Here is a 26133-nt window from a genome sequence, read left to right as displayed (position 1 = left end):
TTACACCTATGCGCTTTCTTTTAGGAGCTCTTCGACTTCGATAAGCTCCGCTTCGCTTTTTCTAAGCGATATTAAGTAATTGTGAATTTTAAGCTCTACAGGATCATAAAGCGGCGCTTCTCTTATGACTTCTATAGTAGCGCCAATTACAAATCCCATATCTAAGAGCTTTTGCAGTAGCTTTCCCGTAGCATTTAACTTTGTTATTTTGCATTTTTTGCCTGAACTTATAAGACTAAGGTTCATCAAGTATCCTTAAATATAATAACCGATTTCGTTATTATATTGCATTTAGCCTTTAAGTAAATTAAAATGATAATTTCTATTATTAAAAATTTTAAAAAGTATCTTAAGTATTAGATATATTTTATCCGCTTAAACTATGCAAGCGGATAAATTTATCAAAATGCTCTTTTATAAGGCTTTTCTATGAGGTCTGTTACACCTAGCTCGCTCATTGCAAGCTGCGGAAAATTCGGATTTCTAAGCAGTTCTCTTCCGTAAGCCACTGCGTCGCAAACCTCGCCAAGAAGCAAGGCTTCGCCTTCACTGGCGGTAGTTATGAGTCCAACGGCTATGACAGGTATATTTACAGCTTTTTTAATGGCTTTTGAATAAGAGCACTGATATAACGGCACAAGGCGAGGCATAAAATCAACTTTTTCAAAAAACCCGCCTGAAGAAACATGTATAAACGCCGCTCCTAAATTTTCAAGCTCGCGCGCCAAAGTAACGCTATCTTCCGTGCTCCAGTCGCCATTTACGAAGCTATGTGCGCTTATCCTAACTCCTACCGGGATACTCACAGCCGCTTTTACTTCGGTTAAAATTTCCCTTAAAAGCCTTGTACGGTTTTCAAAGCTTCCGCCGTAATCATCACTTCTTTTATTGATATTTGGCGATAGGAATTCACTTATGAGATATCCATGCGCAGCGTGAATTTCGATGATCTCATATCCCGCTTCTTGCGCTCTAGCGGCAGCTTCTACGAATTTAGTCTTAATCAAATTTACATCATCCAAACTCATCTCTTGTGGAGTTTTATATCTATCGCTAAATTTAATCGCGCTTGGAGCGATCGGCTCGCTATTACACTCGCTCTTTCTGCCTGCGTGAGCTAGCTGGATAGCCATTTTAGATCCGTATTTGACGCACTCTTTAACAAGTTTTGCGTGATCTTCTATCTGCTCATCGCTCCACAGACCAAGGTCATTATGCGTGATCCTTCCTCTTGGTTCAACAGCAGTCGCCTCAACGATGATAAGCCCTACTCCGCCAAGCGAACGCGCCGCATAGTGAAGCTTGTGAAAACACCTTGGCATTCCGTTATCATCTTTTGCCTTATACATGCACATAGGCGGCATAACTATGCGATTTTTTATCTCTACATCACCGATCTTAAACGTCGTAAATAAAAGCGGTAAATCACTCATCATTTTTCCTTAAAAATTTTTATTAATTTTACTCATTTGGACTAAATTTCATATAAACTTAAAAATACTTTATGCAAATACAACTGAAATTTCTTTAATATTTTTAATCAAATTTCAAAAATAAGCGGCAAATTTATAAAATAATCTAAAATCAAATTAAATATTAAAAAAGATAAGAGTGGCGAAGTTTTATTTTATGAAAGCAAAGTTGGGTTAGCTTTATAAATTTAAGATAAAGCCTGCAAAAGGCTTTATCCGGTAGTTTTATTTATGTGCATCCCAAGCTAAGATAGTATTTCCCTCTTCGTCTTTTGCGATATCGCTCATGCCCATTATATTGTATCCGCAATCCACATAGTGAATCTCTCCGGTAACGCCGCTTGCAAGGTCGCTTAGCAGATACATAGCACTCTTGCCGACATCTTCGGTTGAAACGTTGCGCTTTAGCGGAGCGTTGCATTCGTTGTATTTAAGTATCATCTTAAAGTCGCCTATACCGCTTGCTGCTAACGTTTTGATAGGTCCTGCACTGATAGCGTTTACGCGGATATTTTTAGCCCCTAAATCATGCGCCAAGTATCTTACCGAGCTTTCAAGCGCAGCTTTTGCTACACCCATTACGTTGTAGTGAGGTACGAATTTAGGTCCGCCAAGATAGGTTAGAGTAAGCACTGCGCCGCCTTCTTTAAGCACAGGCATAACCGCTCTTGTAAGACTTAAAAGCGAATAAACCGAAGTTCCCATAGCGATATCAAACGCCTCTTTACTCGTATTTATAAACTCGCCCTCAAGCGCCTCTCTTGGAGCAAAAGCCACGGCATGAACGACGAAATCTATCTCGCCAAGATCGGCTCTTATCTTCTGGGCTAAGCCATTTAAATGCTCCTCGTTATTTACGTCAAGCTCATAGACAAATTTGCTTCCAAGCTCTTCTGCGATCGGTTCAACGCGCTTTTTAAGAGCGTCGTTTAGATATGTAAATGCAAGCTGCGCACCTTGAGCGTGACACGCTTCAGCGATTCCGTGAGCGATTGATTTAGCGTTTGCAACGCCTACTATAAGACCTTTTTTGCCCTTCATTATCATTATGTTCTCCTTAAAAATTTAAATTATAAAATTTAACATTATCCAACAAGTTATAATCATCACGAAATAAATTTGAATCTTTTAAAGCTAAATTTAGCGTATATACTACGGTTTTAAATTTCGGCAAAATCATTCAAATTTACTCGCGAGATGAAGCTTTTATTAAATTTAAAAAATTATGTGCATCCCAGCTTGCAGTACCTACCAAAACCCCTTTGCAACTTTTTATTTGTGCGATCTCGGCGATATTTTTAGCATTTACGCTTCCGCCATAAAGCAAAGGCGCAGTAGTTAAAGTAGATAAGAAATCTAAAATTTCAGCTATCTGCTCGTTTGTAGCGCTCTTGCCAGTACCTATAGCCCAGATCGGCTCGTAAGCTATAGTCAAATTTAAGTAGCCTAAATCGATATTTTCAAGCTGTTTTTTTAAAAATTCCTTTGTGCCGCCCGCCTCGTTTATCTCTAGGCTCTCGCCTATGCAATAAACTATATGCCAGCCGTTTTTTACCGCAAATTCAAATTTCGCTTTTAGCATCTCTTCGCACTCACCAAGCACCTCGCGCCTTTCAGAGTGCCCGATGAGAACGCAATTAATGCCAAATTCATCAAGCATCGCCTTGCCGATCTCGCCCGTAAATGCTCCGTTTTCACACGGATAGAAATTTTGCGCACCAAGAGTAAATTTATGCTTTTCATCCTCAAAAGCCGTAAATGGCGCAAATACTATCACATCGTCATTTGCACTCAAATTTTCATCTAAAATTTGAGCATACTGCTTAAAGCTAGCCCTTGTGTGATTGCATTTTAAATTTGCTGCGAATTTCACGATTCACGCGCCTTTCTAAGAGGTTTTATGCCAGGAAGCTCTTTGCCTTCGATTAGCTCAAGGCTAGCTCCGCCGCCTGTTGAGATAAAGGTCATCTCATCGGCATTGCCCGCACGCTCGACTACATCGGCGGTATCTCCGCCTCCTACAACAGTAGTGGCGTGAGTCTCGACGATCGCGTGACTCATCTTGATACTTCCCTTGCTAAATTTATCCATCTCAAAAACACCCATAGGACCGTTCCACCAGATAGTTTGAGCATCGGCTAATACCTCTTTAAAAAGCCTCGTTGAGGCAGGTCCTATATCAAGCCCCATCCAGCCGCTTGGAATTTCTTGAGCAGGCACGTATTTGACGGCACTGTCTTGTGAAAATGTCTGAGCCGCCACCACATCAACAGGCAAGTAAATTTTAACTCCAAGCTCTTTTCCCTTTTTTAAAATTTCTTTTGCGTCCTCTATGAGATCCTCTTCAAGAAGCGAATTTCCGATATTTTCGCCAAGAGCTTTTAAGAAAGTAAAAGCCATTCCGCCGCCGATTATTAGCTTATCCACACGCGGAAGTAGATTATGAAGCGCTTGAAGCTTGCCGCTTACTTTTGAGCCGCCCACAACGGCTACAAACGGACGTGAAGGATGTTTTATCAAATTTTGAGCGAAATTTATCTCTTTTTGCAGTAAAAATCCCGCAGCTTTGTGGTTATCGTCATAAAATTTAGTTATCGCTTCAACAGAAGCATGAGCTCTGTGACATACGCCAAATGCGTCATTTACGTAAAATTCGCCAAATTTTGCAAGCTCGCCGGCAAGAGTCTGGTCGTTTTTAGTTTCGCCTTTTTCAAAGCGCAAATTTTCAATCATCAAAATTTCGCCACTTTTTAAATTTGCAGCCTTACTTTTAGCGTCTTCGCCGATCACATCGCTTGCAAATTTCACATCCCTATCAAGAAGGCGAGAAAGCCTTTTAGCTACATTTTTAAGCGAAAATTTCTCTTCAAAGCCACTTTTCGGGCGACCGAGATGACTTGCTAAAACGATAGAGCAGCCGTGATCAAGGCAGTATCTTATGGTAGGAATTGCGGAGCGAATTCTCCTATCGTCGGTTATGTTTAAAAATTCATCCATAGGGACGTTAAAATCGCACCTTATAAAGACTTTTTTACCGTTAAGCTCAAGATCGTTTATCGATAATATATCGCTCATCTTTAAGCCTTTTTCATAGCATGAACAGCCATATCCACAAGGCGCTCCGAGTAGCCCCACTCGTTGTCATACCAAGCCATAACCTTTACCATGTCACCGCAAATAACTTGCGTAATATCGCTTGCAACGATAGAGCTATAGCTTGAAGTCATAAAGTCGCTTGATACTCTCTGATCGTCATCTACGAGCAAAATTCCTTTCATAGCGCCATTTGCAGCGTTTCTAAAGGCGTTATTTACATCTTCTACGCTTACTTCTTTATCCAAAACCACGGTTAAATCAACCATAGACACGTTAGCAACAGGCACCCTAACGCTTTGTCCGTGCATCTTGCCTTTAAGCTGAGGAAGTACTTTACTTATGGCTTTTGCGGCTCCGGTCGTAGTAGGTCCGATATTTAAAGCCGCAGCGCGAGAGCGTCTAAAATCTTTTGCTTTTACATCAACCAAGCTTTGCCCGTGGGTGTAGGCGTGAATCGTAGTCATAAGACCCTTTTTGATGCCAAATACGTCATCAAGCACCTTTGCGACAGGTCCAAGGCAGTTTGTAGTGCAGCTTGCGTTTGAGATGACGGCTTCACCTTTGTATTCGCTTTCATTTACGCCTATAACGTATGTAGGCGTATCATCCTTAGCAGGTGCGCTCATGATAACTTTTTTAATGCCGTTTTTAAGATAAGGTTCGCATTTTTCGGTAGTTAGATAAGCTCCCGTGCATTCAAGAACCACATCAGCCCCGCAACCGGCAAAATCAAGCTCGTTTGCGTCTCTTGTTGAAAAAACTCTAATTTTTTTACCGTTTACTTCGATATAATCATCACTAAGCACTTTTACATCTTGCTTAAATTCCCCATGCACGGTGTCGTATTTAAGCAGATATCTTGTCATATCTCTTTTTGCCGTGTCGTTTATAGCGACTAGTTCCACATCATCGCGCTGTAAGATTATGCGAGCGGCACACCTTCCGATTCTTCCAAAACCGTTGATCGCAATTTTAACCATATGTGTTCCTTAGTAGAAATTTGGCAAAATTTTACACATAAAGAACTTTAACCCTGCTTTATCACGGGAATTTTTGCTTAAGGCTCATCTTTCAACTCGTTTTTACCTCATTTTTGATAAGCTTTGCTTTTAAATTTACAAGGTTAAGGCGCAAGATGAAGTTGGCATTTTTCGGCGGAAGCTTTGATCCGCCGCATTTGGGGCACGATACGATAGTAAAGAGTGCTTTAAAGAGTCTTGATATAGATAAACTTATCATTATGCCTACATACATAAGCCCTTTTAAGAATGAATTTTCCGCTCCGCCCGAGCTTAGATTTAAGTGGATCAGTGAAATTTGGGGTGATTTAAAAGGCGTTGAGATAAGCAAATTCGAGATAGATCAAAACCGCCCTGTGCCCACGATAGAGAGTGTTTTACATCTTTATGAAATTTATGATATCAAGAAATTTTATCTGCTTATAGGTGCTGATCACCTTGAAAATTTACACAAATGGCACGATATAGATAGGCTTAAAGAGCTAGTGGAATTTGTTATCGCCCAGCGCGATAAAATCGAAATTCCAAAGATACTTCACAAGATGAATATGCACGTTGATATCTCCTCTTCGCAGATACGAGCAGATCTAGCGCAAGAGGGGCTGCCTGAAAAAATCAAAGATGAAGTTATAAAATTTTACCAAGGATTAAAATGCAAGAAAGAATCGACAAAATAGTAAAAATACTGGATGAGAAAAAGGCTGAGGCGATAGAAGTTTTTGATATGAGAGATCGTGATTATTTCGTTAAATTCGTAGTTATCGCAACGACGATGGGCGAAAGGCACGCTTATGCTTTAACGGACGATCTTAAAATAGGACTTAAGCCTTTTGGCGAAGAATTTTTGGGCATTGAAAGCTCTCCTGATTGGGTCGTAATCGATCTTGGCGATATCTTAGTGCATCTTTTAAGTCCTGAGCACCGAGCAAAATACAATATAGAAGAGTTTTTAGCAAAGCTAAAAGAGCAAAGAGAGTAGATAAATTTAGCTCTGTCAAGCTTGCACGGCTTTGAAATTTAGCTTTTGCCTGATCGCCGTGCAAGTAAAATAGATAAAAGAAGCGAATTTTGGAAAAGCTTGATTTTCTTTTTATCAAAACGCAAAGCATGATATCTTTTCTTGATATGCTTTACTTTGCAAGAGTTTTCTTGCTCGTTATCGCAATCATTATTTGCATTAAAATTTGGCTTAACAAAAATAGGAATTTAAAAGAGTATCTGTTTTGTCTTGGAATTTTAATAACTTCTCACATTATAACGCCACAAGCAAGAAAAGTCTTAGAGCTTGATGAGTGGGACAAGCTAAATTTCGTCTTTATTTTGCCTCCTAAATCAATTTTGACCCCAAATATCTTGTTTTTCTTCTTCATATCTTTATTTTTTTGGTATTATTTCAGAGATAATAAATTCAGGAGATAAAGTAAGATAAAATGGACACGATAGAGTTTAAGTTGGATAAATTTGACTTTACTTTAGGAGTTCAAAATGACGTTGTATCAATTCTAATCAACAAAAAACATCTTCTTGAAACAATAAAAAACTATGAAATTCCATTTGCCAACAGAGAAGGATATGAAAATTTAGCAGGCGGATACTCTTATCTTCATAAATACGACTTTCAAAGGCTATTCCTTAACGCAAATTTAGATGAAAAAGTAGTCTTGCTAGGCTGTCCGTGCGGCACGTATGAGTGCTGGTATCTGGAAGCTAAGCTTAAATTTGAAGAAGATAGCGTCATGCTTTGCGATTTTAAAAATAGACAAAGACGCGACTGGATCTATGATATAAGCTTTAAATTCGATAAAAAGCAGTTTGAAAGCGAGATTGCAAATATCAAAAATTTACTTATCCAAGAGCCTTGCGAAGAAAAGAAAAGCAAGTTCGCATTTGAAAACTAAATCCCAAACGAACAAGAGCTTAACTTGCCGCCTTCAAAGCCTTTCTTAAACCACTGCATTCTTTGTTTTGAGCTTCCGTGCGTAAACGAATCAGGAACCACGTGCCCTTGGTATTTTTTCTGAAGAGTATCATCGCCTATTGCGCTTGCGGCATTTAGCGCCTCTTCTATATCGCCGTCATCTAAAATTTGATACTTTTGCATATAATGAGCCCAAATTCCGGCATAACAATCCGCTTGAAGTTCAACTTTGACCTGAAGCGCGTTTTGCTTGCTTAAATCCTTGCTTTTTGCTTTTAGGTTGTGAATTTTGCCAAGCGTGCCCGTGATATTTTGGACGTGATGACCTATTTCATGAGCTATGACATAAGCCTGAGCAAAATCGCCGCCGGCCTTATGCTTGCTAGCAAGTTCGTCAAAAAAGCTAAGATCAAGATAGACCTTCTCATCGGCAGGACAATAAAACGGACCAACTTGTGAGCTTGCAAAACCGCATTTGCTAGAAACTGAATTTCTAAAAATAACAAGACTTGGCTCTTTGTATCTTGCTCCATGCTCGCTAAAAATTTTACTCCACACGCTCTCGGTTTCAGCCAAAACGGCAGAGACAAATTCTACCTTTTGACTCTCATTTGGATCATTTAAGCTCTTGCTTACGGAAGCTCCGCTTGGCTCAAGCAAGGCTAGCGGGTTAAATCCCATGAAGTAAGCCACGACACCGATAGCAAGCACAACCCGCCCGATATTTGAACCGAGCAAAAACCTAACAAGCGGCAAAAGAGCCCCCATGGATACACCGCCACCGCTTGTCCTTCTATCCTCGATATTTGAACTTCTTCTTCTGCCTTGCCATCTCATTTATCACCTCAACTTTATTAAATTTACAGATCTCGTAGCGATAATATATAAAATTTCAAGTCAAAATCGCTACGACAAATTATTTTATTCGGCTATCTTTTAGCCTTTTAGCCTCATCGCAAGAATGCTTCTCGCCAAGCTCGCACGCTCTTTCATAAAGCCTTAGCGCCTCTTTAGGCTTGGCTACTATACCCTCGGCTCCTTTTTCGTAGATATACCCAAGCGCGTAGCAAGCAAGCTGATCTTCGCCCTTGCAAGCCATATCGTAAAATTTCATCGCTTCAAGCAGATTAAACTGGGCACCGCTTCCTCGCTCATACATATAGCCTATGTTTGAGCAGCTATCTACATGTCCGTTTTGGCAAGCTAAATTTAGGTATTTAAAATAATTAGCCTCGTCTTTTTTATCTTTATACGCAAGTGCTAAGGCTTCGCATCCCACACCGTATCGTAGCTCGCAAGATCTCTCATAAAGCTCAAAAGCTCTGTTTTCGTCCTTCTTAACGCCAAGCCCGTAAGAGTACAAATACCCCAAATTCCAGCACCCGTCGCCTAAATTCATATCGCAAGCCTTGTGCATATAAAAGCTTGCTTTGGCATGATCGGGTGTTGATTTTAAAGAATACACAACCCCCGCATACGAACAGCCCTGCGCATTGTCAAGCGCGCAAGACTTCTTAAGAAGCGTTAAAATCCTCTCTTCGTTTATTTCGTTCATCTCTAAATTTAAAGCAAGCTTCAAACAAGCTTTAGCATCGTTTTTATCGCATTTTCTCTCAAGTTTAGCATAATCTTGTGAAGCAAATAAGGCTAGACAAAGCATTAAAAATAGCGCTATTTTTCTCAAATTTCATCCTTGTTTTGAATTTAAGTATTTTACAAAACAGCTGCTAAATGACAGATAAACGACTATATCAAAGCCAAAATTTAACCATAAAAAATCCGCTTATAAAAAGCCACATAAATAGCAAAAAGGCTAAAATAAACGGCTTTTTGCCCGCATTTAAAAGCACATCTTTTCTGATAGTCGTTCCAAGCGCACCCATAGCGATACAGAGCAAAATAGTGTCGATGAAGTTTATAGTAGGCAAAATTTGCTTTGGGAAAATAGGCAAAGAGCCCGCAAAAACGGTCGCCAAAAACCAAAGCGCAAAATAAGGCACGAAATTTTTTATACCGGAGCCCTTTTCTCCGCTTTGTCTAAAGCTAAAAATTCCAAGCATTAGTAAAAACGGAACGAGCATAAGCACTCTTAACATCTTCATGATCACAGCGCCTGCACCTGCGTTCTCGCCTATACCGGCTGCTGCTCCTATCACGTGAGCGACCTCGTGAAGCGTAGAACCCGTAAAAAGCCCCATAGTCGCTGCATCAAAGCCTAAAATTTCACTTCTAAATAAAATAGGATAGACAAACATCCCGATAGTTCCAAAAAGCACTACCGTACTAACCGCAACCGCCACGCGATCGCCATCTGCCTTGACTACGCTTTGAGTTGCAAGAACCGCCGCAGCTCCGCAAATAGAAGCGCCAGAACTTATAAGCGTAGCGCTTTTAGACTCTATGCCCATAGCTCGCCCAAGAAAAATACCTAAAAAAAATGTCGAAAAAACCACTATAAAAGCTATCAAAACACCCAAAAATCCAACCTCATAGATATCTTGAAGCGTTAATCTAAATCCAAAAAGTATGATACCAAGTCTTAAAATTTGCTTTGTAGCTATGGTTAAAATTCCGCTATCTTTAAGTATCATAACGGCCGATTTGAAGCTATTTCCGATAATCATACCAAGCAAAATAGCTATAATAAGCGGACTTAGCTGAAACGTCTTAACAAAATCCAAATTTGACGCAAAATAAGCCGCTATAGCTAACCCAAGCAGCAAAAAAACGGCTTTGATTTTCATTGTATTCATATTGCAACCTTAAAAAAGGAAGAATTTTAACAAAATATGCTGAATTTGAAATTTGATAATATTTTTAAGCGGTTAAAGTAGTCCCGCAGTAAAACTATATAACTCTGCGGGCTAATAGCTACTTACATCCTATCCTTAGCGCTTATCCCCATAAGCGCTAAAGCGGTTTTTATCGAGAGGGCTACGACTGCAAAGAGTTTTAGTAACTCATCTTCATTTTGGCTTCCTACAACGCGGTTTTCGTTATAAAATTTATGAAAATTTGCGGCAAGCGATTTTAGATAGTCGCAAATTTTCTGCATTGCACGAGCGTTAAACGCATCTACAAGCACATCGTTTAAAGAAAGGGCTTCAAAAAGTAAATTCTTAGCGTCATCATTCAAGCTCTTAAACTCAATGTTATTTACGTCGTCTATACTTTTATCCGCTTTTGCAAAAATTTGATTCACGCGCGCATGAGCGTAGTTGATATAAAAAATCGGATTTGAGCTATCTTCTCGCTTTAGTTCATCCACATCAAATTCAAGATGCGTGTCGCTTTTCTTACTTAAAAACATAAACCTAAGCGCTTCATACCCTATCTCAGCAGTTACATCGCTCATAAGCACCACATTGCCCGAGCGCTTGCTCATCTTAAACTGCTCGCCGTTTTTAAGAAGTGATACCATCTGAGTTAGCAGCACCTCAAGCCTGCTTTCATCATAGCCTAAAAAGTGTATCGCGGCTTTCATTCTGGCGATATATCCGTGATGATCGGCACCCCAGATGTTGATATACCTGTCATATCCGCGCTCAAATTTATCATTGTGATAGACTATGTCGCCCGCAAGGTAGGTTTCGCGCCCATCTTCCCTAACTATCACACGATCTTTTTCATCTCCCGCTTCGCTTGATCTTATCCAAATTTTACCTTCATCCTCATAGATGCCGCCGCATTTTTTAAGCTTTTCAAGAGTGGTTTGAAGCTTGTTATAATAACTTCTCTCGCTAGCCCAATTATCTATAAAAATTTTTGCTTCAGCCAAATTTTGTTTGATGAGACCCAACACTATATCCTTGCCAAACTCTGCAAGCTCTAAATTTCTACTTTCATCATAAAAAATTTCTTTGCCGAATTTATCGTTTGCTTCGCGTGCGATATCTAAGATATAGTCACCCCTATAATACTTTTCAGGATAATTTACTTCTTCTTTAAAAAGCTCTTCGCGAGCCCTAAGACTTATGGAAATTCCAAGCAGGTCTATTTGGTTGCCTGCGTCGTTTATATAGTACTCAGTCGTGATATCCTTGCTGATATAAGCTCCTACGCGAGCTAATGTATCGCCAAATACGGCACCTCTTACATGTCCGATATGAAGCGGTCCTGTTGGATTAGCACTTACATACTCTATCAGTATCTTTTCTCTATCCGCTCCGCCTTTTGCGAAATTTTGAGGATCTGCAAGGCTATCGCTGGCAAGTCTATCTAAAAATTTGCTATTTAATTTAAAATTTATATATCCGTTTAGTGTGCTTGCTTCAAGAATTTCGCTACCGCTAAATTTAGAAACGATCTCTTCGGCTATGATTTTTGGAGATTTCTTAAGCTCTTTTGCAAGAGAAAAAGCAAGAGGCGTGGCATAATGCGCCAAACTCTTGTCTTTTGGCTTTTCTAATACAAAATCATCACTTATGTATTTTTTTATCTCATCTATGACTAAATTTTTCACTCTTATCCTCAGGCGTTCTTAGTTGTCTCGTCAGCCTTAGTAGCGGTTAGCGTATCTTCTTTTTTCTCTTCGACTTTTTCTATATTTTCAGCTTTTTTATCGTCACTTTCCATCTCTGATTTAAAGCTTTTTATGCCCTTACCAAGTCCCTTTGCAAGTTCAGGTATCTTCTTTGCACCAAATAGCAATACGACTATAAGAAGTATTATAAGTAGTTGTTGGACGCTTGGACCCATTTTCTCTCCTTTAAATTTTTCGTAATCTTATCATAAATTTTAGCAATCTATCCAATTATTAATGGTTTGACGCAAATTTATATTCGCACTTTTTAGCTTCATTGATTTTAAAATCGCTCTTAAATTTTCATAACTTTTTTCTACATCATCATTAATAAGCAAATAGTCATACTCCAAGATGTGCTCCATCTCGCCGGCTGCGTTCATAAGGCGATTTTCTATCATTTCGGCAGTATCGGTTCCCCTGCCTTCAAGCCTACGTCTAAGTTCTTTTTTATCCGTTGTCGTGATAAAAACGGAGGTGATCAAATTTGCAAATTTCTCTTTGGTTAAATGAAACCCCTGAACATCAACGTCAAACACGACTATTTTGCCCTCATTTAATGCCGCAAGAACAGGTTTTAGAGAAGTTCCGTAATAGTTTTTATGAACATTTGCCCATTCTAAAAAGCTTCCCTCTTCAATACCCTTCTTAAACTCATCTTCGCTTATATAGTAATAATTCACTCCGTCTTTTTCACCATCTCTTATCTTTCTAGTGGTAGATGAAATAGAAAAATATAAATTGCTCTCTTCAGCCAAAAGCCTGTTTAAAAGAGTGCTTTTACCGCTTCCGCTTGGACCGCTGATGATTAAAATTTGTCCTTTCAAATTCACTTTTCCTCAAACGTTATATTTATCTTTATATTCATGCCTTTTAGCGCGTCTTTTATAGAGCTTACGCTTAGCGAAGTAGCGATATGCTCGGTGATTTTATGAGTTAGTTCGTTTTTTACATCTGTTTGGTTTATTTGCACCGCTTCTTCGTTGCTTTCTTCAAGAGCTCGTTTGATCTCGGTTTCGCTTATCTGATCGATATTTTCATAATCCGATCCGTCAGATTGATAAATTTTAAAATCTTCAATTTCCGCTTTGCTAGAAGCCTCTTCATCTTTGGTCGCAACGAACTCTTCTTGCTCTTTTATCTCAAATTCCACTTCGTTTGTAATATCAAATTTTTCATCATCTAATTCACTGTCAAATTCATCAGGCAACTCAAGCTTTTGAGCGAAATTTTGTATATCCTCTTTTGCGGTTTCATCTAAAGATTCTTTATTGACACTAAACTGCTCAAACTCTTCTTGCAGCTCTTCTTCAAATTTAGCATCTAAATTTTCTATCTCGTCTATATCGTTTTTAATGCTTTCTATCACATCAAGCTCTTCGTCATACGAAGGTGAAGTAAGCTCGCTCATTAACTCGTCGAATTTTTCCTCTTTAGGCTCTGCTTTGTCCTCTTCATCTTGCTTTAAAGGCTCATCGCTAAAGTCAAATTCTTTTAACAACTCCTCTTCGCGGGCTAGCATTTCAGCCTGCATAGCTTCATCTTCTGTTTGACTTAAGTTCTCATCCTCGGCAACTTCTTTAGGCATATCATCAATTGATTTTACAAGCTCGCTTAGCTGCTTAGTTAGTTCATCATCTTTTAAATTCGGTTCATCAAAGCCATCTTCATGGAATTCAGAACCCAAATCCAAATCATCAAGAGCAAATTCTTTATCTTGCACCTCATCAATCTCAGGCAGATCATCATCAAACATCTTATCGTCAAACTCATCTATAAATTCGCTCTCTTCAAGAGGCGCTACGAATTCCTGAGTATCTTTAAATTCTTCAATCTCACTTAGCTCTTCTTCTTTTGGGCTTAATTTTTCCATCACAGATACGAATTCCGTCGGTAAAAAAGGCTTAAATAAGACTTTATCTGCACCGGCAAATTCAGGTGAGTTCTTTGAAGCAAGGTATAAAATTTTATCTGCAAGGTTTTTTAAATCAACATCCTCTATCTGAGTGTCGCTATCAATAATGAGCACGTCAAAAAGTCCGCTATCAAGCATGTCTAAACTTGCAACCTCGACATATTCGCAACCCATTTTGCTTAAACTAAGCGTAGCCAAGCGGGAAACTGCGGGATTGTTATTAACAAGCGCGACTTTCATGAAGACTCCTTTGAAAAAACCTTAAGAAGGTATTTTAAGATATTTTTGATTACTCTTAGCTTAGTTTAAAAAACAAAGAGGGCATGTCGTTTATCACTCTAAGCATAAGCTCACTAAAAAGCTCCATCATACCCGTTAAAATAGCTATAAGCACGACAAAGCCTATAACTATTTTGATAGGATAGCCTACGACTAGCAGGTTAAACTGCGGCATGGTTTTCATAAGCATCCCAAAGATAAGATCAGACAGCAAGGAAAGCGCAAGGATAGGAAACGACATGATAAAACCGAACATAAAGAGATTTATCATGGATTTTGAAGTGTAGTGGACTATATTTGCGCTTGGGTAAAATTCGCCAAGCGGTATATGAGTGAGTGAATTTGCGAAAAATAGCAACAAAAGATGATGTCCGTCAAATGCCAAGAACGTCATCAAGGCAAGAAAATTTATGATATTTGACATCACGGGCGAGTTTATGCCTGTCTGAGGATCAAGCACACTAGCCATAGAAAATCCCATAACCATAGAAATTTGCTCGCCGGCAAGCTGAAGTATGCCAAATACGATGGTTACAAGCAGTCCTGCACAAAGTCCGAGCATAAGTTCGCTTAAAATTTCAACTGCAAGATAGTAAATTTCGCCGTTTTTAACGCTTGCTACGGGAAATAAAAAAATCGTTAGAAAAAACGTTAAAGCGGTTTTTGCAGAAATTGGAATTTGAGAGTGTCCAAAAAACGGGAAAAACACCATAAGCCCGCTTAATCTGGCAAATAACAGCATAAAGGTTATCACTCTATCGGTGCCGAAAAATTGAACTATCTCCATACCGCTCTTTTAAAATTTTTATCTATTTTACAAAATTTTACTTTGTTTTGGCTTGAAATTTTAAATTTGCAACAAGAGATTTAAGCCCTATTTTGAGCCTAAAAACTGCTTTATAGTTTCTACTTTGTTAAAGTATTTTTATAATCTTAGGCTTGAGACCACCTTAAAGTAAGACTACGAGTTATTTGTTTAAGCGCTAAAATAGACCGAAATTAAAGGCCTTTACGACATTTAATAAGAAATATGGGCTTACTCTTTGACTTTTGATTTTAAAAATTTATATGAAATTTGAGCGTTTATGGCTTATATATACAAAAACAATATATAGATAAAAGAATATACTAAATGGAAATTTTTGCTAGCTCTTTGTTGTCAAGCCTATATTGATTATCGCACTTTGCGGCTAAGTCGTTATCGTGAGTTACTAGCACAAGTGCGGCATCGTTTGTCTTGATATACTCAAAAAGAGTTTGCATTACGTCATTTGCAGTTTGTTTGTCTAAATTTCCGGTAGGCTCGTCGGCAAATATTATTTTTGGCTTTTTACATAGCACTCTAGCGATACTCACGCGCTGCTGCTGCCCTCCGCTCAATTCGCCTACTTTTTGATTTAAAACTTCTTTGATTTTTAAATTTTCGAGGATATTTTCATCTATATTTTGACCCGATAAAATTCCTGCAAGTTCGATATTTTCCCTTGCGTTAAAGCCTTTAAACAGATAGTGCGCTTGAAAAATAATTCCGAAATCAAGTCTGCGAATCTGCAAAAGTTCGTTTGAAGAGAGATCATAAAGCGACTTGCCTTTATAAAAAACCTCGCCTGTTTTAGGCTTAAGCAGTGTTGAAAGTATATGAAGTATAGTTGATTTCCCGCATCCGCTTACGCCTAAAATTGCCGAGCTTTCGCGGGAATTTAAAGATATATTGACATTTTCAAAGAGCGTATAATCATACGCAAAGCTAAGATCTACGCCCTTTAAAATTTCCATTTTTAAGCCATTTGCGCCGCAACTTCCGCCGCAAAATCTTCGTTTTTCTTCTCCAAGCCTTCGCCAAGCTCAAATCTAACGTATTTTACGATCTCGATTTTACCGCCAAGCTCTTTGCTCTTTTCAGTTATTACTTGCTCAACAGTTTTCTTATCATCCATTACGTAAAATTGGCCTAAAAGAGTAAGTCTTTGATCTAGTACGGTATTGTCAGCAAAAAATCTTTCGATCTTGCCAGGTATGATTTTATCCCAAATTTTCTCAGGCTTACCTTCAGCTTTTAACTCTTCTTTTATCGCGTCTTCGGCTTTTGCTATCACATCATCGGTAAGTTGTAACCTACTTGCGTAACTTGGGATGTGGTGAAGCGGTTTGCCAAGGCGAACCAGCTCTTCATTGTCTTTTTCAAGCTCAGCTTTAAGAGCGATAAATTCTTTTTCGACAAATTCTCTATCAAGATCTTTGTAGCTTATCACGCTTGGCTTCATAGCGGCTGCATGCATACATAAATTTCTTATGAAATCCTCTGCTTTTTGAGCTGTTTGAGCGCTATCGCAAGCTGCAGCAATAATAACGCCGACACGTCCGTTTGAATGCACATATCCGTTTACTACGCCGTTGTCATCTACTTTAACCGTCTCAAAGCGTCTTACTACCAAATTTTCGCCGATTGTAGCGATTTGACCCTTGAAATAATCTTCAAATTTAACACCGTTTATAACGCTCTCATTGAGGCTTTCTACGCTAGAGATAGAGTTTGCTTGGATATGAGCGGTAGTGTCTTTTGTGAGGTTTTGAAACTGAACGTTTTTGGCAACGAAATCGGTTTCTGAATTTATCTCCGTGATAGTTGCTTTCTTGCAGTGTTCGCATACTTCAACCGTTACAAGACCCTCGCTTGCAAGTCTGTCGGCTTTTTTAGCGGCTTGTCCAAGACCTTTTTCGCGAAGTATATCTACGGCTTTTTCCATATCGCCGTTAGCTTCGGCTAAAGCCTTTTTACAATCCATCATCCCAGCTCCGGTTGCTTCACGAAGCTCTTTTACCATTTGTGCGGTTATTTCCATTATTCTTCATCCTCCGCTTCAAATTCTTCTTCGCTAAATGCCTCTTCTAGCACAGCATCTTTCTCATCTTGAGTAACCTCTTCTTTACCTTCTTCGGCTACGCCGCCGTCTTTTTCAAGTTGTGAGCGTCCTTCGATGATAGCCTCAGCCATCTCTTGGCAGAAAAGTTGCACCGAGCGGATAGCATCGTCGTTCCCTGGAATTGGATAGTCGATTACGTCAGGATCGCAGTTTGTATCGATTGGTGCAACTACAGGGATTTTTAGTCTGTTTGCTTCTTGGACTGCTATTTTTTCTTTAACTGTATCGATAACAAAGATCATATCAGGTGGAGTTTTCATATTTCTAATTCCGCCAAGGTAGGCTACAAGCTTCTCTTTTTTTCTTCTTAGCATCAAAGCTTCTTTTTTGGTTAGAAGATTGATTGAGCCATCCTCTTCCATAGCTTCGATAACTTCAAGCTTGCGTATGCTTTGGCGGATTGTTCCGAAGTTTGTCATCATACCGCCAAGCCAGCGGTGATTTACGTATGGCATTCCGCATTTTTCAGCATATTCGCCAACTGTTTGACCGGCTTGTTTTTTTGTTCCGACAAAAAGGATAGTTTTGCCCTCTGCCGCTGCATCACGAACGATGTTGTATGTGTAGCGGAAGTAGCGGATAGTTTTTTGTAGATCTATAATGTAGATACCTTTTCTCTCGCCAAAAATGAATTTTTTCATCTTTGGATTCCATCTGCGTGTTTGGTGTCCAAAATGAACGCCGCACTCTAGCAAATCTCTCATTGTTACCATATTGGTTCTCCTTGTGCTCTATCGAGCGAAATTTAGGTTTCTCCTCCACACCCATTAACGACAAATTTGCACCTGTCGCAACCAAATTTTAGGATTGGTGTGTGTGAATTGAAGCTTGGATTATACTGAAAGCAAGATAAAATTAAGCTAAATTTTATGAATAGGCTTTGGTTAAAAGCAAAATTCTTAGTAAATTTTAATTATCAAAATTTACAGGCCCCAGCACATTAAACTAGAGCCTATAAATTTCAAACACAATCGCAAATTTACTATCACGGTCGCAATAAAATCACTCGAAAAATCCTTTTTTAACAATCTCTTTATCTTTCACGCAAAACTCGCCTTTTGCGATTACATCTTGAACGCTCATATCTTCATCAAAGCTTGTAAAGTCAGCGTCAAATCCGACTTTGATCTCGCCCTTGCCCTCTAAATTTAAAAATTTAGCCACGTTTTTTCCCATCAAAGCAAAAGCCTGTGTGTGAGTTAAAATTTTGTTTTTAACCACATCTCTTAGTACGTCTAAATTTGCGCTGCAACTTGCACATCCGTATCCGACCAGAGCGCCACTTTCATCAAATTTAGGCACGCTTCCGTTGCCATCAGAGCTCATCGTCATCATGTCTAGTTTCAAGCCCTTTTCGATGCCGTAAGCGATCACCTCATGAAGCGGAGCAAACTGACTTCCGCCGCTTGTGATATCAAAAAATCCGCCCATCTTTTGTAGTTTCAAGCACTCATCAAAGAGATCTTTTGTTCTGGCACAATGTGTCGGAGAGAAGTACTGAACAAGAAATTCGCAGTCTTTTAGTATCCTAAACACTGCATCAAGCTTGCTGGATAGTCCGCCCATATGCATATGCATCACGCCGCCCTTTTTAGATATCATGCCACCTATTCTTATCTGAGTTAGGATCTTGATAAGCTCTTCATCGGTCGGATAACTGCTTCTGTTATCCGACATTGCGATTTTAACGCCTCTAACTTTATCGATTAGCACTAAGTCTTTAGTAATACTTCCCGTAAAAGTAACAGTCGGCGTAGCGTATGAACCTGTATGGATAAATGTCGAAATTCCTTCAAATTCAAGCGCTTTTGCTTTGGAGTAAAGATTTTCAAGACTTCTGGTACAGCCATCAGTGCCTAAAACTCCAACGACAGTCGTGATACCATGCTTTACGATCTCGCTTAACTTAATTTCAGGAGTTCTTGAGTGATATCCCGCTTCGCCTCCTCCACCCGTGATATGGACGTGCTGATCGATTAGTCCGGGAGCTAAAATTTTGCCTTTAAGATCATAAGTTTCAAGGTTTTCACAGCGAAAATCAAGCCCCTTGCCGATAGCTAAAATTTTACCTCCACCGACAAGCACATCGCTATCTCCGACATGCTCAGGGGTAAATAAATTTGCATTTTTAAGTAGTAGCATGCTAACTCCTTTAAATTTCAAATGTAGATTTTTTATTTTAGCAAATTTAAAGAAATTTTAGCCTTTATGCAAAATTAAATCAAAGCTTTCCAAGCTCCATAAACATCAAATTTTCACAGCTTTGCTCATCGCCTAGATCACAGCCTTGCTTAAAAAACTCCTTAGCCTTTTCTCTATCTTGCTTCATGTGAGCTTTGGCCTTCGAATTTGTATTTAGCGCACCTACGTTATAACAGCCTCTTGCGTGATGCATCTCGCAGGCTTTAGCGTGAAACTCTTCGGCTCTTTTGAAATTTAGCTCAATCCCTTGCCCTCTTACATAAGAGCGCGCAAGCTCGTAGCAACCTTCAGGAGTGCCGTATTCGCAAGCTTTTTTAAAAAATTCATTGCCTACTTTTTTATCTTCTTTTATGCCTTCGCCTTTGAAGTTAAACACGCCTAAGTTAAAGCACGCCATGCCGTCTTCGCCACCGCAAGCTTTCGTTAGAAGCGTAACAGCCTTTGCGTAATCCTTCAAATCGCTATAAACCATAGCAAGGTTATAACAGCCATAGACATTATCGCCGTTGCAAGCTTTCTCATAGAGGCTTACAGCCTTTTGCATGTCGTATTTAACGCCTCTTTCGTTTTCATACATGGCGCCAAGGTTATAACATCCCTGCATATCGCCCTCATCGCAAGCCTTCTCATAAAGCTTCGCCGCCTCTTCGTATCTGCCCTCTACATAAGCATCATCGGCTTTATTTAAAGTCGAGGCAAAAAGCGCTCCTGCACAAACCATCATGCAAATAATCTTTTTCAAATTTGTCCTTTGTGTGAAATTTTAAGGACGTGATATTAACAAATCATCTCTTTTTAGTGGATTAAATTTATCGTTTATTTTAGATTTTGAGCCTTATCGCAGCTTGATTTAGCTCCAAGAGCGCATGCTCTTTCGTGATAAAGAAGCGATTTTTGTATGTCTTTTGGCGCACCCTCGCCTTTTTCATGCATCTTTGCCGCCATAACGCAGCTTGAAGCCGTCTCAAGCTCGCATGCCCGCTCGTAAAATTTAAGCGCCTGCACATGATCTTTTATGACACCGTTTCCGTAGTAGTGCAAATTCGCTAAGACTATGCAGCTATACGAGATCTCGCCATCACAAGCTTGCATGGCAAATTTCGCAGCAAACGCGAAGTCTTGCTTAACCCCTCTGCCCTCATAATAAGCGCCCGCAAGTCTATCACAGCCTAGTAAATTTCCACCTTCGCAGGCTTTTTGATATAACTTCACGGCATTTTCATGCTTAAGCTTATCGTTTGAAAAGTAAAAATTCCCAAGCATAATACAAGAGTCTAAAAGCCCGCTATCGCAAGACTTTGTTAGAATTTCTATCGCGGCTTTTTCATCTCCTATGCGAAAGAGTCTTTGCGCTTCTTGCAGCTGCGCGCCAAAAAGAGTAAAGGCTAATAAAACAATCAAAGCTATCTTTTTCATTATCTCACCCGCTTAATTGCACTTCCTCTTCAATCTTCATCAAATTTATAAAAATTTGTCTTATATTTTCGCGCTCATCTTCGCTTAATGAAATTTGCTCGCGGTTTAAGAATTCCTTTACCAAAGCTTCGTTTTGAAGTCTTTCCACTCCAAATTTCTTGGCGTTTTGAATTATTTTTACCACTCTTAAATCCTTAGGCGCAAATGCTTCATATCCCATTATGCAGTCCTTGAAGTATCTTAAAAAATAAAATTATAAAACAACAAAACTGAATTATCAAAGCAAAAAGAGGCGATCGGAACCAGTCCGATCGGTAAGTAAGATTATTTATTTACTTTTATTACAAGGCTAGCGTCAAGCTCTTCTTTGTCGCATTTTTTAGGATCTGCGTAAGCCGTCTCGTGCTTGGCTTGAAATAGCCAATTTCCCTCTTTGATAGCTATAACTTCGATCACCCCTTGAAGGTCGGTCGTGCCAAAAAATGTATATTTACCCTCAGGAAATCCCTCAATCACGCCCGTAACCTTAGCCACTTTCGCAGGTTTGCCGTTAGCGAAAAATTGCAATTTAAAAGGAGTATCAACCTTGATCTTCGTAACATCGCTTAGAGGCACGATTTCTACGATCTGACCTATCGGCTTATAGATGAAGTCCTCCACTTGATCGCCTTCTACGATTATGCTTTTAGCCGTTCTAGCGTGAAATCCGCAAGATTCAACGTTTTTTACATTTTCTTTATGTCCGTCTTGATGCCACTTGCCGTCCTTATCTTTTGACCAAAATGTAGGTTTATAGTCGCCCGCCAGCACATAAGAGCCTTTTTTGAGCTTTTCGCCCTCATAGTGATAGTTTTCGCCGGCTTGCTTTAAAACGGTTTTAGCACCGCTTTTATCCACGATATATAGCGGATCAAACAGTCCTACACGCTTATCTTCGATCTTTTCAGGCATAGGAAAACCGTGTCCATAGCCTATATCTGCGCTAAATTTGTCCGCATTTTTACCCGTTACCCAAAAATCATGTGCAAAAGCACCGCTTAACGCACCTGCTACGACTAAAGAAGTTAATATCTTCTTCATTACTATCTCCTTGTGAAATTTTAAGATTGGACAGGTTGAGTATAACATAACTGATAATTAAAATCAAGTTTTTTGGGCTAAAAAATTAAATAATAATTTTAAATGAGAAATACAACAAAATTTAAGAATAAAATAGAAAAATAGAATAAAAAGCTTAAAATTCCTTACCTTGCAAAGCTTATTAATAATTCTACAAATTTGCGTATTTAAATTTAATAAGCAATATCTGATCAATAATCAAGCAGCTAAGCTTAATCGCTATCTTGTCATAATAAAACCGGCAAATCTTCCCGTAACTCGCTCTCTACGATAAGAAAAATACCTCTCATCGCAATGCGTGCAAATTTCATCAAATTTTACGCTCTTTACGCCAAGTTCACTAAATTCATCAGCCAAAGCGGCGTTTATATAAAATTTCCCATCGTTTTTGTATCTATTAAACTCGCCAAGATCAAGCCCGCTTATATCATAACAACCGCCTTTGATATTTGGTCCAACAAAAACGCTTAAATTTTGCTCGCTGCACCCAAATTCGCGCTTCATTAAATTTACGGTATTGGTGCAAATCTTACTTACGGTTCCCGCTCTTCCCGCATGGATAGCAGCCACAACCTCACGCACTTCATCCACAATCAAAATAGGCGAGCAGTCAGCCACCAAAACGCAAAGCGCAACGCCTTTTAAATTTGTGATTATGCCGTCGCAAGGCGCTATTTCATCATCTAAATTTCTAATTACTTCTACTCGGTTTGAGTGAATTTGACGCATGAATTTTAGATTTCTTATCTCCACACCAAGCAAATTCGCTAAAATTTTGCGATTTTTAGCCACGTTTTTAGCCTCGTCTCCTACATGATCGCCTAAATTTAAGCCTTCATAATCCCCTACGCTCACTCCGCCAAATTTGCTAGTAAATCCGCCGTAAAAACGCTCATCATCAAATACTAAATTTACACCGACATCTTGCATAAAGACTCTTAATAAAGACTTGCGATATGATCTATCTCTTCCCAACTCATCTGCTTTTTAAAGCCAAGCTGGTGAGCCACGTAGCGCGCTAAAAGATCGCTTTCGATATTTACTCTTCGGCCTATTTTAAACTCGCTAAAAAGGCTCTCGCGAAACGTTATAGGAATGATCGTTAGGCGCACTCCGTTTGGCGTAACCTCATTTATCGTAAGGCTTACTCCATCCACGCAGATACTGCCCTTATTTGCCATTAAGTGCATGATATCTCGCGGCAAATTTATATAAAAATCCACTCCGTTTTCATGCCTAACTATCTTTGAAATTTCGCCTAGCGCATCGATATGACCTTGCACCAAATGCCCATCCACTCTATCGCTAAGCCTCATAGCAGGCTCCATATGAACCCGCCCTTTTAAATTTTCAGTCGCTATAACGGCTCTGGTTTCCGCACTTAGCTCCACGCTAAAGCCATCGCTAAAAAGCTCTATCACGCTTAAGCAAGCGCCGTTTACCGCGATACTATCGCCTAGATTTGGTCTATGTTTCGCCTTTAGTCTAAGCTTGTTTTGAGAGTAGCTAACAACCTCGGCTATCTCGCGAATAAGTCCGTTAAACATAATTTAGCCTTTAAATTTTTAAAAATTTTACTAAATTTCTACTCACAGCAAGCTTATTTACAAAAGATAAGAAGTAGGCTCTAAAATTTAGAGCCTAAGAATTTAATATCGTCTAACCGATAAATAAGGGGTTTCAGAGTGCATACTCATCTCGTTTTTCTCTCTGAAATCAATAAATTCGCTCTCGCTTAATTTTTTGATATTTGCTATCGTCATCTTAAGTGGAGTGATCCCTGATAGCGGATCCGGATCATCTGCGTTTGCAAGCTCGTTTCCATCCGCCTCGCTATAATGAAACGTCGTAAATATAGTTCCATCTTTCAGATCGGGGTTTATGCGAAGTTTTGCGGCTATCTTGCCTCGTTTGTTTTCTACAAGAGCGTAACATCCTTCATCAAGCTCGCGCTCTCTAGCTATATCGGGGCTTACTTCTATAAGCGCGCCCTCCATGCCTGCTCCATACTCAAGCGCAGGGCACTCTCTAGTCATAGTTCCCGTATGATAGTGATATACCTTTCTTCCCGTGGTGAAAAGACAAGGATAAACCTCATCCGGAATTTCGCTAAGTGCGCCACTTCCCACCGGATAATCGCTAGGGATATCAAATTTTTGTCTAAATTCCGCTTCAGCCTTTGCGCGACTTGCTTTATCATCTACGTAAAGCACCGGCACAAGGCGAAATTTGCCGTCAGGAAGCATGGATTTTTTATCGGTGTAAAGATCAGGCGTTCCCGCATGCTCTTCATCAGGACAAGGCCAGCTTATACCGCCGAGTTTTTCAAGCCTATAGTAGCTTATACCGCCAAAAAATTTAGGCATAAGCTCACGCAGTTCGTTCCAAATTTGCTCCGCGTCGTTAAATTTAAAGCCCTCAAGCCCCATGCGATTAGCGATATTGCAAACCACCTTCCAGTCAGGTTCAACTCCGCTTATAGGCTCGCTTGCTTTTCTTGTTCGCTGAACCCTGCGAGAGGTGTTGATAAACGTTCCGTCTTTTTCGCCCCAACCTGCTGCTGGCAAGACCACATCGGCTTTTTGAGCGCTTTCGGTTAGGAACAAATCCTGCACGATAAAGCAGTCAAGATGATGAACCGCATGCACAAAGTGCTCCGTCCAAGGGTCGCTCATCACAGGATTTTCACCAAATACATAAAGCAGCTTAAGCTCGCCGCTATCCATCTTTTCAGGAGCTTGCGTTAGCTTAATTCCCGGAGTTGGATTTAGCTCAAAATGCCAAATTTTACGCGCTTGCTCTTGTGCATACTCGCTGTTTACGGCACCTGCTGGGATGACGTTTGGAAGTGCACCCATATCACAAGCTCCCTGAACGTTATTTTGCCCGCGAAGCGGATTTACTCCTGCACCTTTTTTACCTAAATTTCCTGTTATAAGAGCCAAATTTGATAAAGAAAATACATTTGATGTGCCGTCGGTAAACTGAGTAATGCCCATAGTATAACAAATCGCTGCCGCATCGGCTTTGGCATACATTCTGGCAGCCTGTATAATAAGCTCTTTTTTAACTCCCGTTTCAGCCTCGTATCGCTCCGGCGTGAAGTCCTTAACGGCTTCTTTTAAGTACTCAAAACCGTGAGTATAGTTTTTGATAAATTCATCATCGCATAAATTTTCATTTATGATTAAATTTATCATCGTATTTAGCGTTTTTATATTTGATCCGATCGGAATTTGCATGTATATATCGGCTTTTTTTGCCATATCGGTGCGTTTTGGATCAATTACTATCATTTTAGCACCGCGCTCCAAGCCTCTTTGCATCTGCATCGCTATGATCGGATGGCACTCGCTCGTGTTCGTGCCTATTAGCAAAAACACATCGGTATCGGTAGCAAATTCAACTAAATCGTTTGTCATCGTTCCGTTTCCAAGTGTACTGGCAAGACCTGCCACAGTCGGAGCGTGTCAAAGACGAGCGCAGTGATCTACGTTGTTGCTTCCTTGAGCGCGAAAGAATTTTTGAAAAACATAGTTATCTTCGTTGTTTGAGCGAGCGGAACTAAAGCCCATTATCGAATTTGGACCGTATTTTTCAACCGTGCTCTTAAATTTATCGGCGATAAATTCATAAGCCTCGTCAAAACTTACCTCTTCAAGCTCACCGTGCTTATCGTAAACCCCGTTTCTTTTACGGATCATAGGCTTCGTTAAGCGTTTTGGAGAATTTACAAACTCCCAGCCAAACATACCTTTTAAGCAAAGTTCGCCGTCATTTACATGATGCTTTTCAGTCGGCTTTGCACCTGTGATTCTGCCGTTTTCAACGATCAGATCAATACCGCAACCCGTGCCGCAATATGGACAGGTGGTTTTTACAATGGTTTGCATATTCACTCCCCCTTTCTAAAATTATTAAATTTATATACGAAAAATATTATACTCCTAAAAAAATAAATTTAATTTTAAAATTAATTATTTTATTTAAAAAAATTTTAAGTAATATGCTAAATTTGCATATTATATATTGCTTTATTTTACGATATATTAGTATTTAATTAACTTAGTGTTTAGATATATTTCAACATAAGATATAAGTATATGTTTTAAATATTTTGTTGTATCTTTAAAATTTTAAAATATAAAAAGAATCTATTTACTTAAGTTTATATATTAACTTTTATATTTTATATTTATATTGATTAATAAGAATATTTCAGATAATCTGTTTTGATTAATAAAGCGTTTT

At 39.4% G+C, this 26133-nt stretch carries 29 protein-coding genes; 4 read left to right on the top strand and 25 right to left on the bottom strand.

Features of this window, described 5'->3' with window-relative positions; all coding sequences use genetic code 11:
• Nucleotides 1-6: 6 nt before the first annotated feature.
• The 6 genes from CDOM15925_RS00375 to gap form a co-directional block, all read right to left on the bottom strand.
• Complete coding sequence (locus CDOM15925_RS00375) at nt 7-246, bottom strand: FeoA family protein (RefSeq protein WP_169939964.1); 240 nt, start codon at nt 244-246, stop codon at nt 7-9.
• Nucleotides 247-401: 155 nt separating this feature from the next.
• Nucleotides 402-1433 (bottom strand): NADH:flavin oxidoreductase/NADH oxidase, encoded by a 1032-nt coding sequence (locus CDOM15925_RS00370; RefSeq protein WP_169939962.1) that lies wholly within the window; start codon nt 1431-1433, stop codon nt 402-404.
• A 264-nt stretch (nt 1434-1697) separates the two neighbouring features.
• Nucleotides 1698-2519, bottom strand: coding sequence for an enoyl-ACP reductase FabI (fabI, locus tag CDOM15925_RS00365; RefSeq protein ID WP_169939960.1), 822 nt, complete (start codon nt 2517-2519; stop codon nt 1698-1700).
• A 139-nt stretch (nt 2520-2658) separates the two neighbouring features.
• Entirely contained in the window at nt 2659-3345 is a 687-nt protein-coding gene (locus CDOM15925_RS00360) for a triose-phosphate isomerase (RefSeq protein WP_169939958.1), read from the bottom strand.
• Nucleotides 3342-4547 carry a phosphoglycerate kinase gene (locus tag CDOM15925_RS00355; RefSeq protein WP_169939951.1) on the bottom strand — a complete coding sequence of 402 codons (1206 nt, stop codon included), beginning with the start codon at nt 4545-4547 and terminating at the stop codon, nt 3342-3344. The genes CDOM15925_RS00360 and CDOM15925_RS00355 overlap by 4 nt, the downstream gene beginning before the upstream one ends.
• A 2-nt stretch (nt 4548-4549) precedes the next feature.
• Nucleotides 4550-5548: a type I glyceraldehyde-3-phosphate dehydrogenase gene (gap, locus tag CDOM15925_RS00350; protein ID WP_169939949.1), complete on the bottom strand. Its 999-nt coding sequence runs from the start codon at nt 5546-5548 to the stop codon at nt 4550-4552.
• Between the two features lie 155 nt (nt 5549-5703).
• Here gap and nadD point away from each other — a divergent pair, with 155 nt between their 5' ends.
• The 4 genes from nadD (at nt 5704) to CDOM15925_RS00330 (ending at nt 7485) form a co-directional block, all read left to right on the top strand.
• Nucleotides 5704-6264 (top strand): nicotinate (nicotinamide) nucleotide adenylyltransferase, encoded by a 561-nt coding sequence (nadD, locus tag CDOM15925_RS00345; RefSeq protein ID WP_169939947.1) that lies wholly within the window; start codon nt 5704-5706, stop codon nt 6262-6264.
• Nucleotides 6240-6566 (top strand): ribosome silencing factor, encoded by a 327-nt coding sequence (gene rsfS, locus CDOM15925_RS00340; RefSeq protein WP_169939945.1) that lies wholly within the window; start codon nt 6240-6242, stop codon nt 6564-6566. The genes nadD and rsfS overlap by 25 nt, the downstream gene beginning before the upstream one ends.
• A gap of 89 nt (nt 6567-6655) precedes the next feature.
• Entirely contained in the window at nt 6656-7006 is a 351-nt protein-coding gene (locus tag CDOM15925_RS00335) for a hypothetical protein (RefSeq protein ID WP_169939936.1), read from the top strand.
• An 11-nt stretch (nt 7007-7017) separates the two neighbouring features.
• Complete coding sequence (locus tag CDOM15925_RS00330) at nt 7018-7485, top strand: hypothetical protein (protein ID WP_169939934.1); 468 nt, start codon at nt 7018-7020, stop codon at nt 7483-7485.
• Here the strand turns inward: CDOM15925_RS00330 and ypfJ are convergent.
• The 19 genes from ypfJ to CDOM15925_RS10190 all read right to left on the bottom strand — a co-directional run bounded on the left by ypfJ (nt 7482) and on the right by CDOM15925_RS10190 (nt 25775).
• Nucleotides 7482-8342, bottom strand: a complete 861-nt coding sequence (ypfJ, locus tag CDOM15925_RS00325; RefSeq protein WP_169939932.1) for a KPN_02809 family neutral zinc metallopeptidase — start codon at nt 8340-8342, stop codon at nt 7482-7484. The two genes, CDOM15925_RS00330 and ypfJ, sit on opposite strands and share 4 nt — an antisense overlap.
• Nucleotides 8343-8421: 79 nt before the next feature.
• Nucleotides 8422-9189, bottom strand: a complete 768-nt coding sequence (locus CDOM15925_RS00320; RefSeq protein ID WP_169939930.1) for a tetratricopeptide repeat protein — start codon at nt 9187-9189, stop codon at nt 8422-8424.
• 67 nt (nt 9190-9256) lie between these two features.
• A complete protein-coding gene (locus tag CDOM15925_RS00315; protein ID WP_169939928.1) occupies nt 9257-10258 on the bottom strand; it encodes a YeiH family protein in 1002 nt (333 codons plus the stop codon).
• Between the two features lie 122 nt (nt 10259-10380).
• A complete protein-coding gene (argS, locus tag CDOM15925_RS00310; RefSeq protein ID WP_169939926.1) occupies nt 10381-11967 on the bottom strand; it encodes an arginine--tRNA ligase in 1587 nt (528 codons plus the stop codon).
• An 8-nt stretch (nt 11968-11975) separates the two neighbouring features.
• Nucleotides 11976-12203, bottom strand: coding sequence for a Sec-independent protein translocase subunit TatA/TatB (locus tag CDOM15925_RS00305; protein ID WP_169939924.1), 228 nt, complete (start codon nt 12201-12203; stop codon nt 11976-11978).
• A 39-nt stretch (nt 12204-12242) separates the two neighbouring features.
• The gene (gmk, locus tag CDOM15925_RS00300; protein ID WP_169939922.1) at nt 12243-12854 is read right to left on the bottom strand and encodes a guanylate kinase; all 612 of its coding nucleotides are present in this window, start codon (nt 12852-12854) and stop codon (nt 12243-12245) included.
• 2 nt (nt 12855-12856) lie between these two features.
• A complete protein-coding gene (locus CDOM15925_RS00295) occupies nt 12857-14182 on the bottom strand; it encodes a midas domain-containing protein (RefSeq protein WP_169939920.1) in 1326 nt (441 codons plus the stop codon).
• A 55-nt stretch (nt 14183-14237) separates the two neighbouring features.
• Nucleotides 14238-15008: a flagellar biosynthetic protein FliR gene (gene fliR, locus CDOM15925_RS00290; protein WP_169939918.1), complete on the bottom strand. Its 771-nt coding sequence runs from the start codon at nt 15006-15008 to the stop codon at nt 14238-14240.
• A 341-nt stretch (nt 15009-15349) separates the two neighbouring features.
• Complete coding sequence (locus tag CDOM15925_RS00285; protein ID WP_169939916.1) at nt 15350-15997, bottom strand: ABC transporter ATP-binding protein; 648 nt, start codon at nt 15995-15997, stop codon at nt 15350-15352.
• Nucleotides 15998-15999: 2 nt separating this feature from the next.
• Entirely contained in the window at nt 16000-17064 is a 1065-nt protein-coding gene (gene tsf, locus CDOM15925_RS00280; RefSeq protein WP_169939914.1) for a translation elongation factor Ts, read from the bottom strand.
• Nucleotides 17064-17858 carry a 30S ribosomal protein S2 gene (rpsB, locus tag CDOM15925_RS00275; RefSeq protein ID WP_169939912.1) on the bottom strand — a complete coding sequence of 265 codons (795 nt, stop codon included), beginning with the start codon at nt 17856-17858 and terminating at the stop codon, nt 17064-17066. Before rpsB ends, tsf begins: the two co-directional genes overlap by 1 nt.
• Before the next feature lie 289 nt (nt 17859-18147).
• Nucleotides 18148-19287: a beta-aspartyl-peptidase gene (gene iadA / locus CDOM15925_RS00270; protein WP_169939910.1), complete on the bottom strand. Its 1140-nt coding sequence runs from the start codon at nt 19285-19287 to the stop codon at nt 18148-18150.
• Between the two features lie 79 nt (nt 19288-19366).
• Nucleotides 19367-20089 carry a tetratricopeptide repeat protein gene (locus tag CDOM15925_RS00265; protein ID WP_169939908.1) on the bottom strand — a complete coding sequence of 241 codons (723 nt, stop codon included), beginning with the start codon at nt 20087-20089 and terminating at the stop codon, nt 19367-19369.
• 74 nt (nt 20090-20163) lie between these two features.
• A complete protein-coding gene (locus tag CDOM15925_RS00260) occupies nt 20164-20763 on the bottom strand; it encodes a tetratricopeptide repeat protein (protein WP_169939906.1) in 600 nt (199 codons plus the stop codon).
• A gap of 4 nt (nt 20764-20767) precedes the next feature.
• Nucleotides 20768-20983, bottom strand: coding sequence for an acetyltransferase (locus CDOM15925_RS00255; RefSeq protein WP_169939904.1), 216 nt, complete (start codon nt 20981-20983; stop codon nt 20768-20770).
• Between the two features lie 104 nt (nt 20984-21087).
• Nucleotides 21088-21843 carry a DUF4198 domain-containing protein gene (locus CDOM15925_RS00250; RefSeq protein ID WP_169939902.1) on the bottom strand — a complete coding sequence of 252 codons (756 nt, stop codon included), beginning with the start codon at nt 21841-21843 and terminating at the stop codon, nt 21088-21090.
• A gap of 258 nt (nt 21844-22101) precedes the next feature.
• Nucleotides 22102-22812 carry a peptidoglycan editing factor PgeF gene (gene pgeF / locus CDOM15925_RS00245; RefSeq protein ID WP_169940316.1) on the bottom strand — a complete coding sequence of 237 codons (711 nt, stop codon included), beginning with the start codon at nt 22810-22812 and terminating at the stop codon, nt 22102-22104.
• Between the two features lie 8 nt (nt 22813-22820).
• Nucleotides 22821-23429, bottom strand: a complete 609-nt coding sequence (gene ribE / locus CDOM15925_RS00240; RefSeq protein ID WP_169939900.1) for a riboflavin synthase — start codon at nt 23427-23429, stop codon at nt 22821-22823.
• Nucleotides 23430-23531: 102 nt separating this feature from the next.
• Nucleotides 23532-25775, bottom strand: a complete 2244-nt coding sequence (locus CDOM15925_RS10190; RefSeq protein ID WP_349644294.1) for a molybdopterin oxidoreductase family protein — start codon at nt 25773-25775, stop codon at nt 23532-23534.
• Nucleotides 25776-26133 lie beyond the last annotated feature (358 nt).

This window comes from Campylobacter sp. RM15925 (assembly GCF_012978775.1).
GTDB classification, from domain to species: Bacteria; Campylobacterota; Campylobacteria; order Campylobacterales; family Campylobacteraceae; genus Campylobacter_A; species Campylobacter_A canis.
The sequence above is the reverse complement of the archived record's forward strand: the minus strand, read 5'-3'. Positions and strand labels throughout refer to the sequence as shown.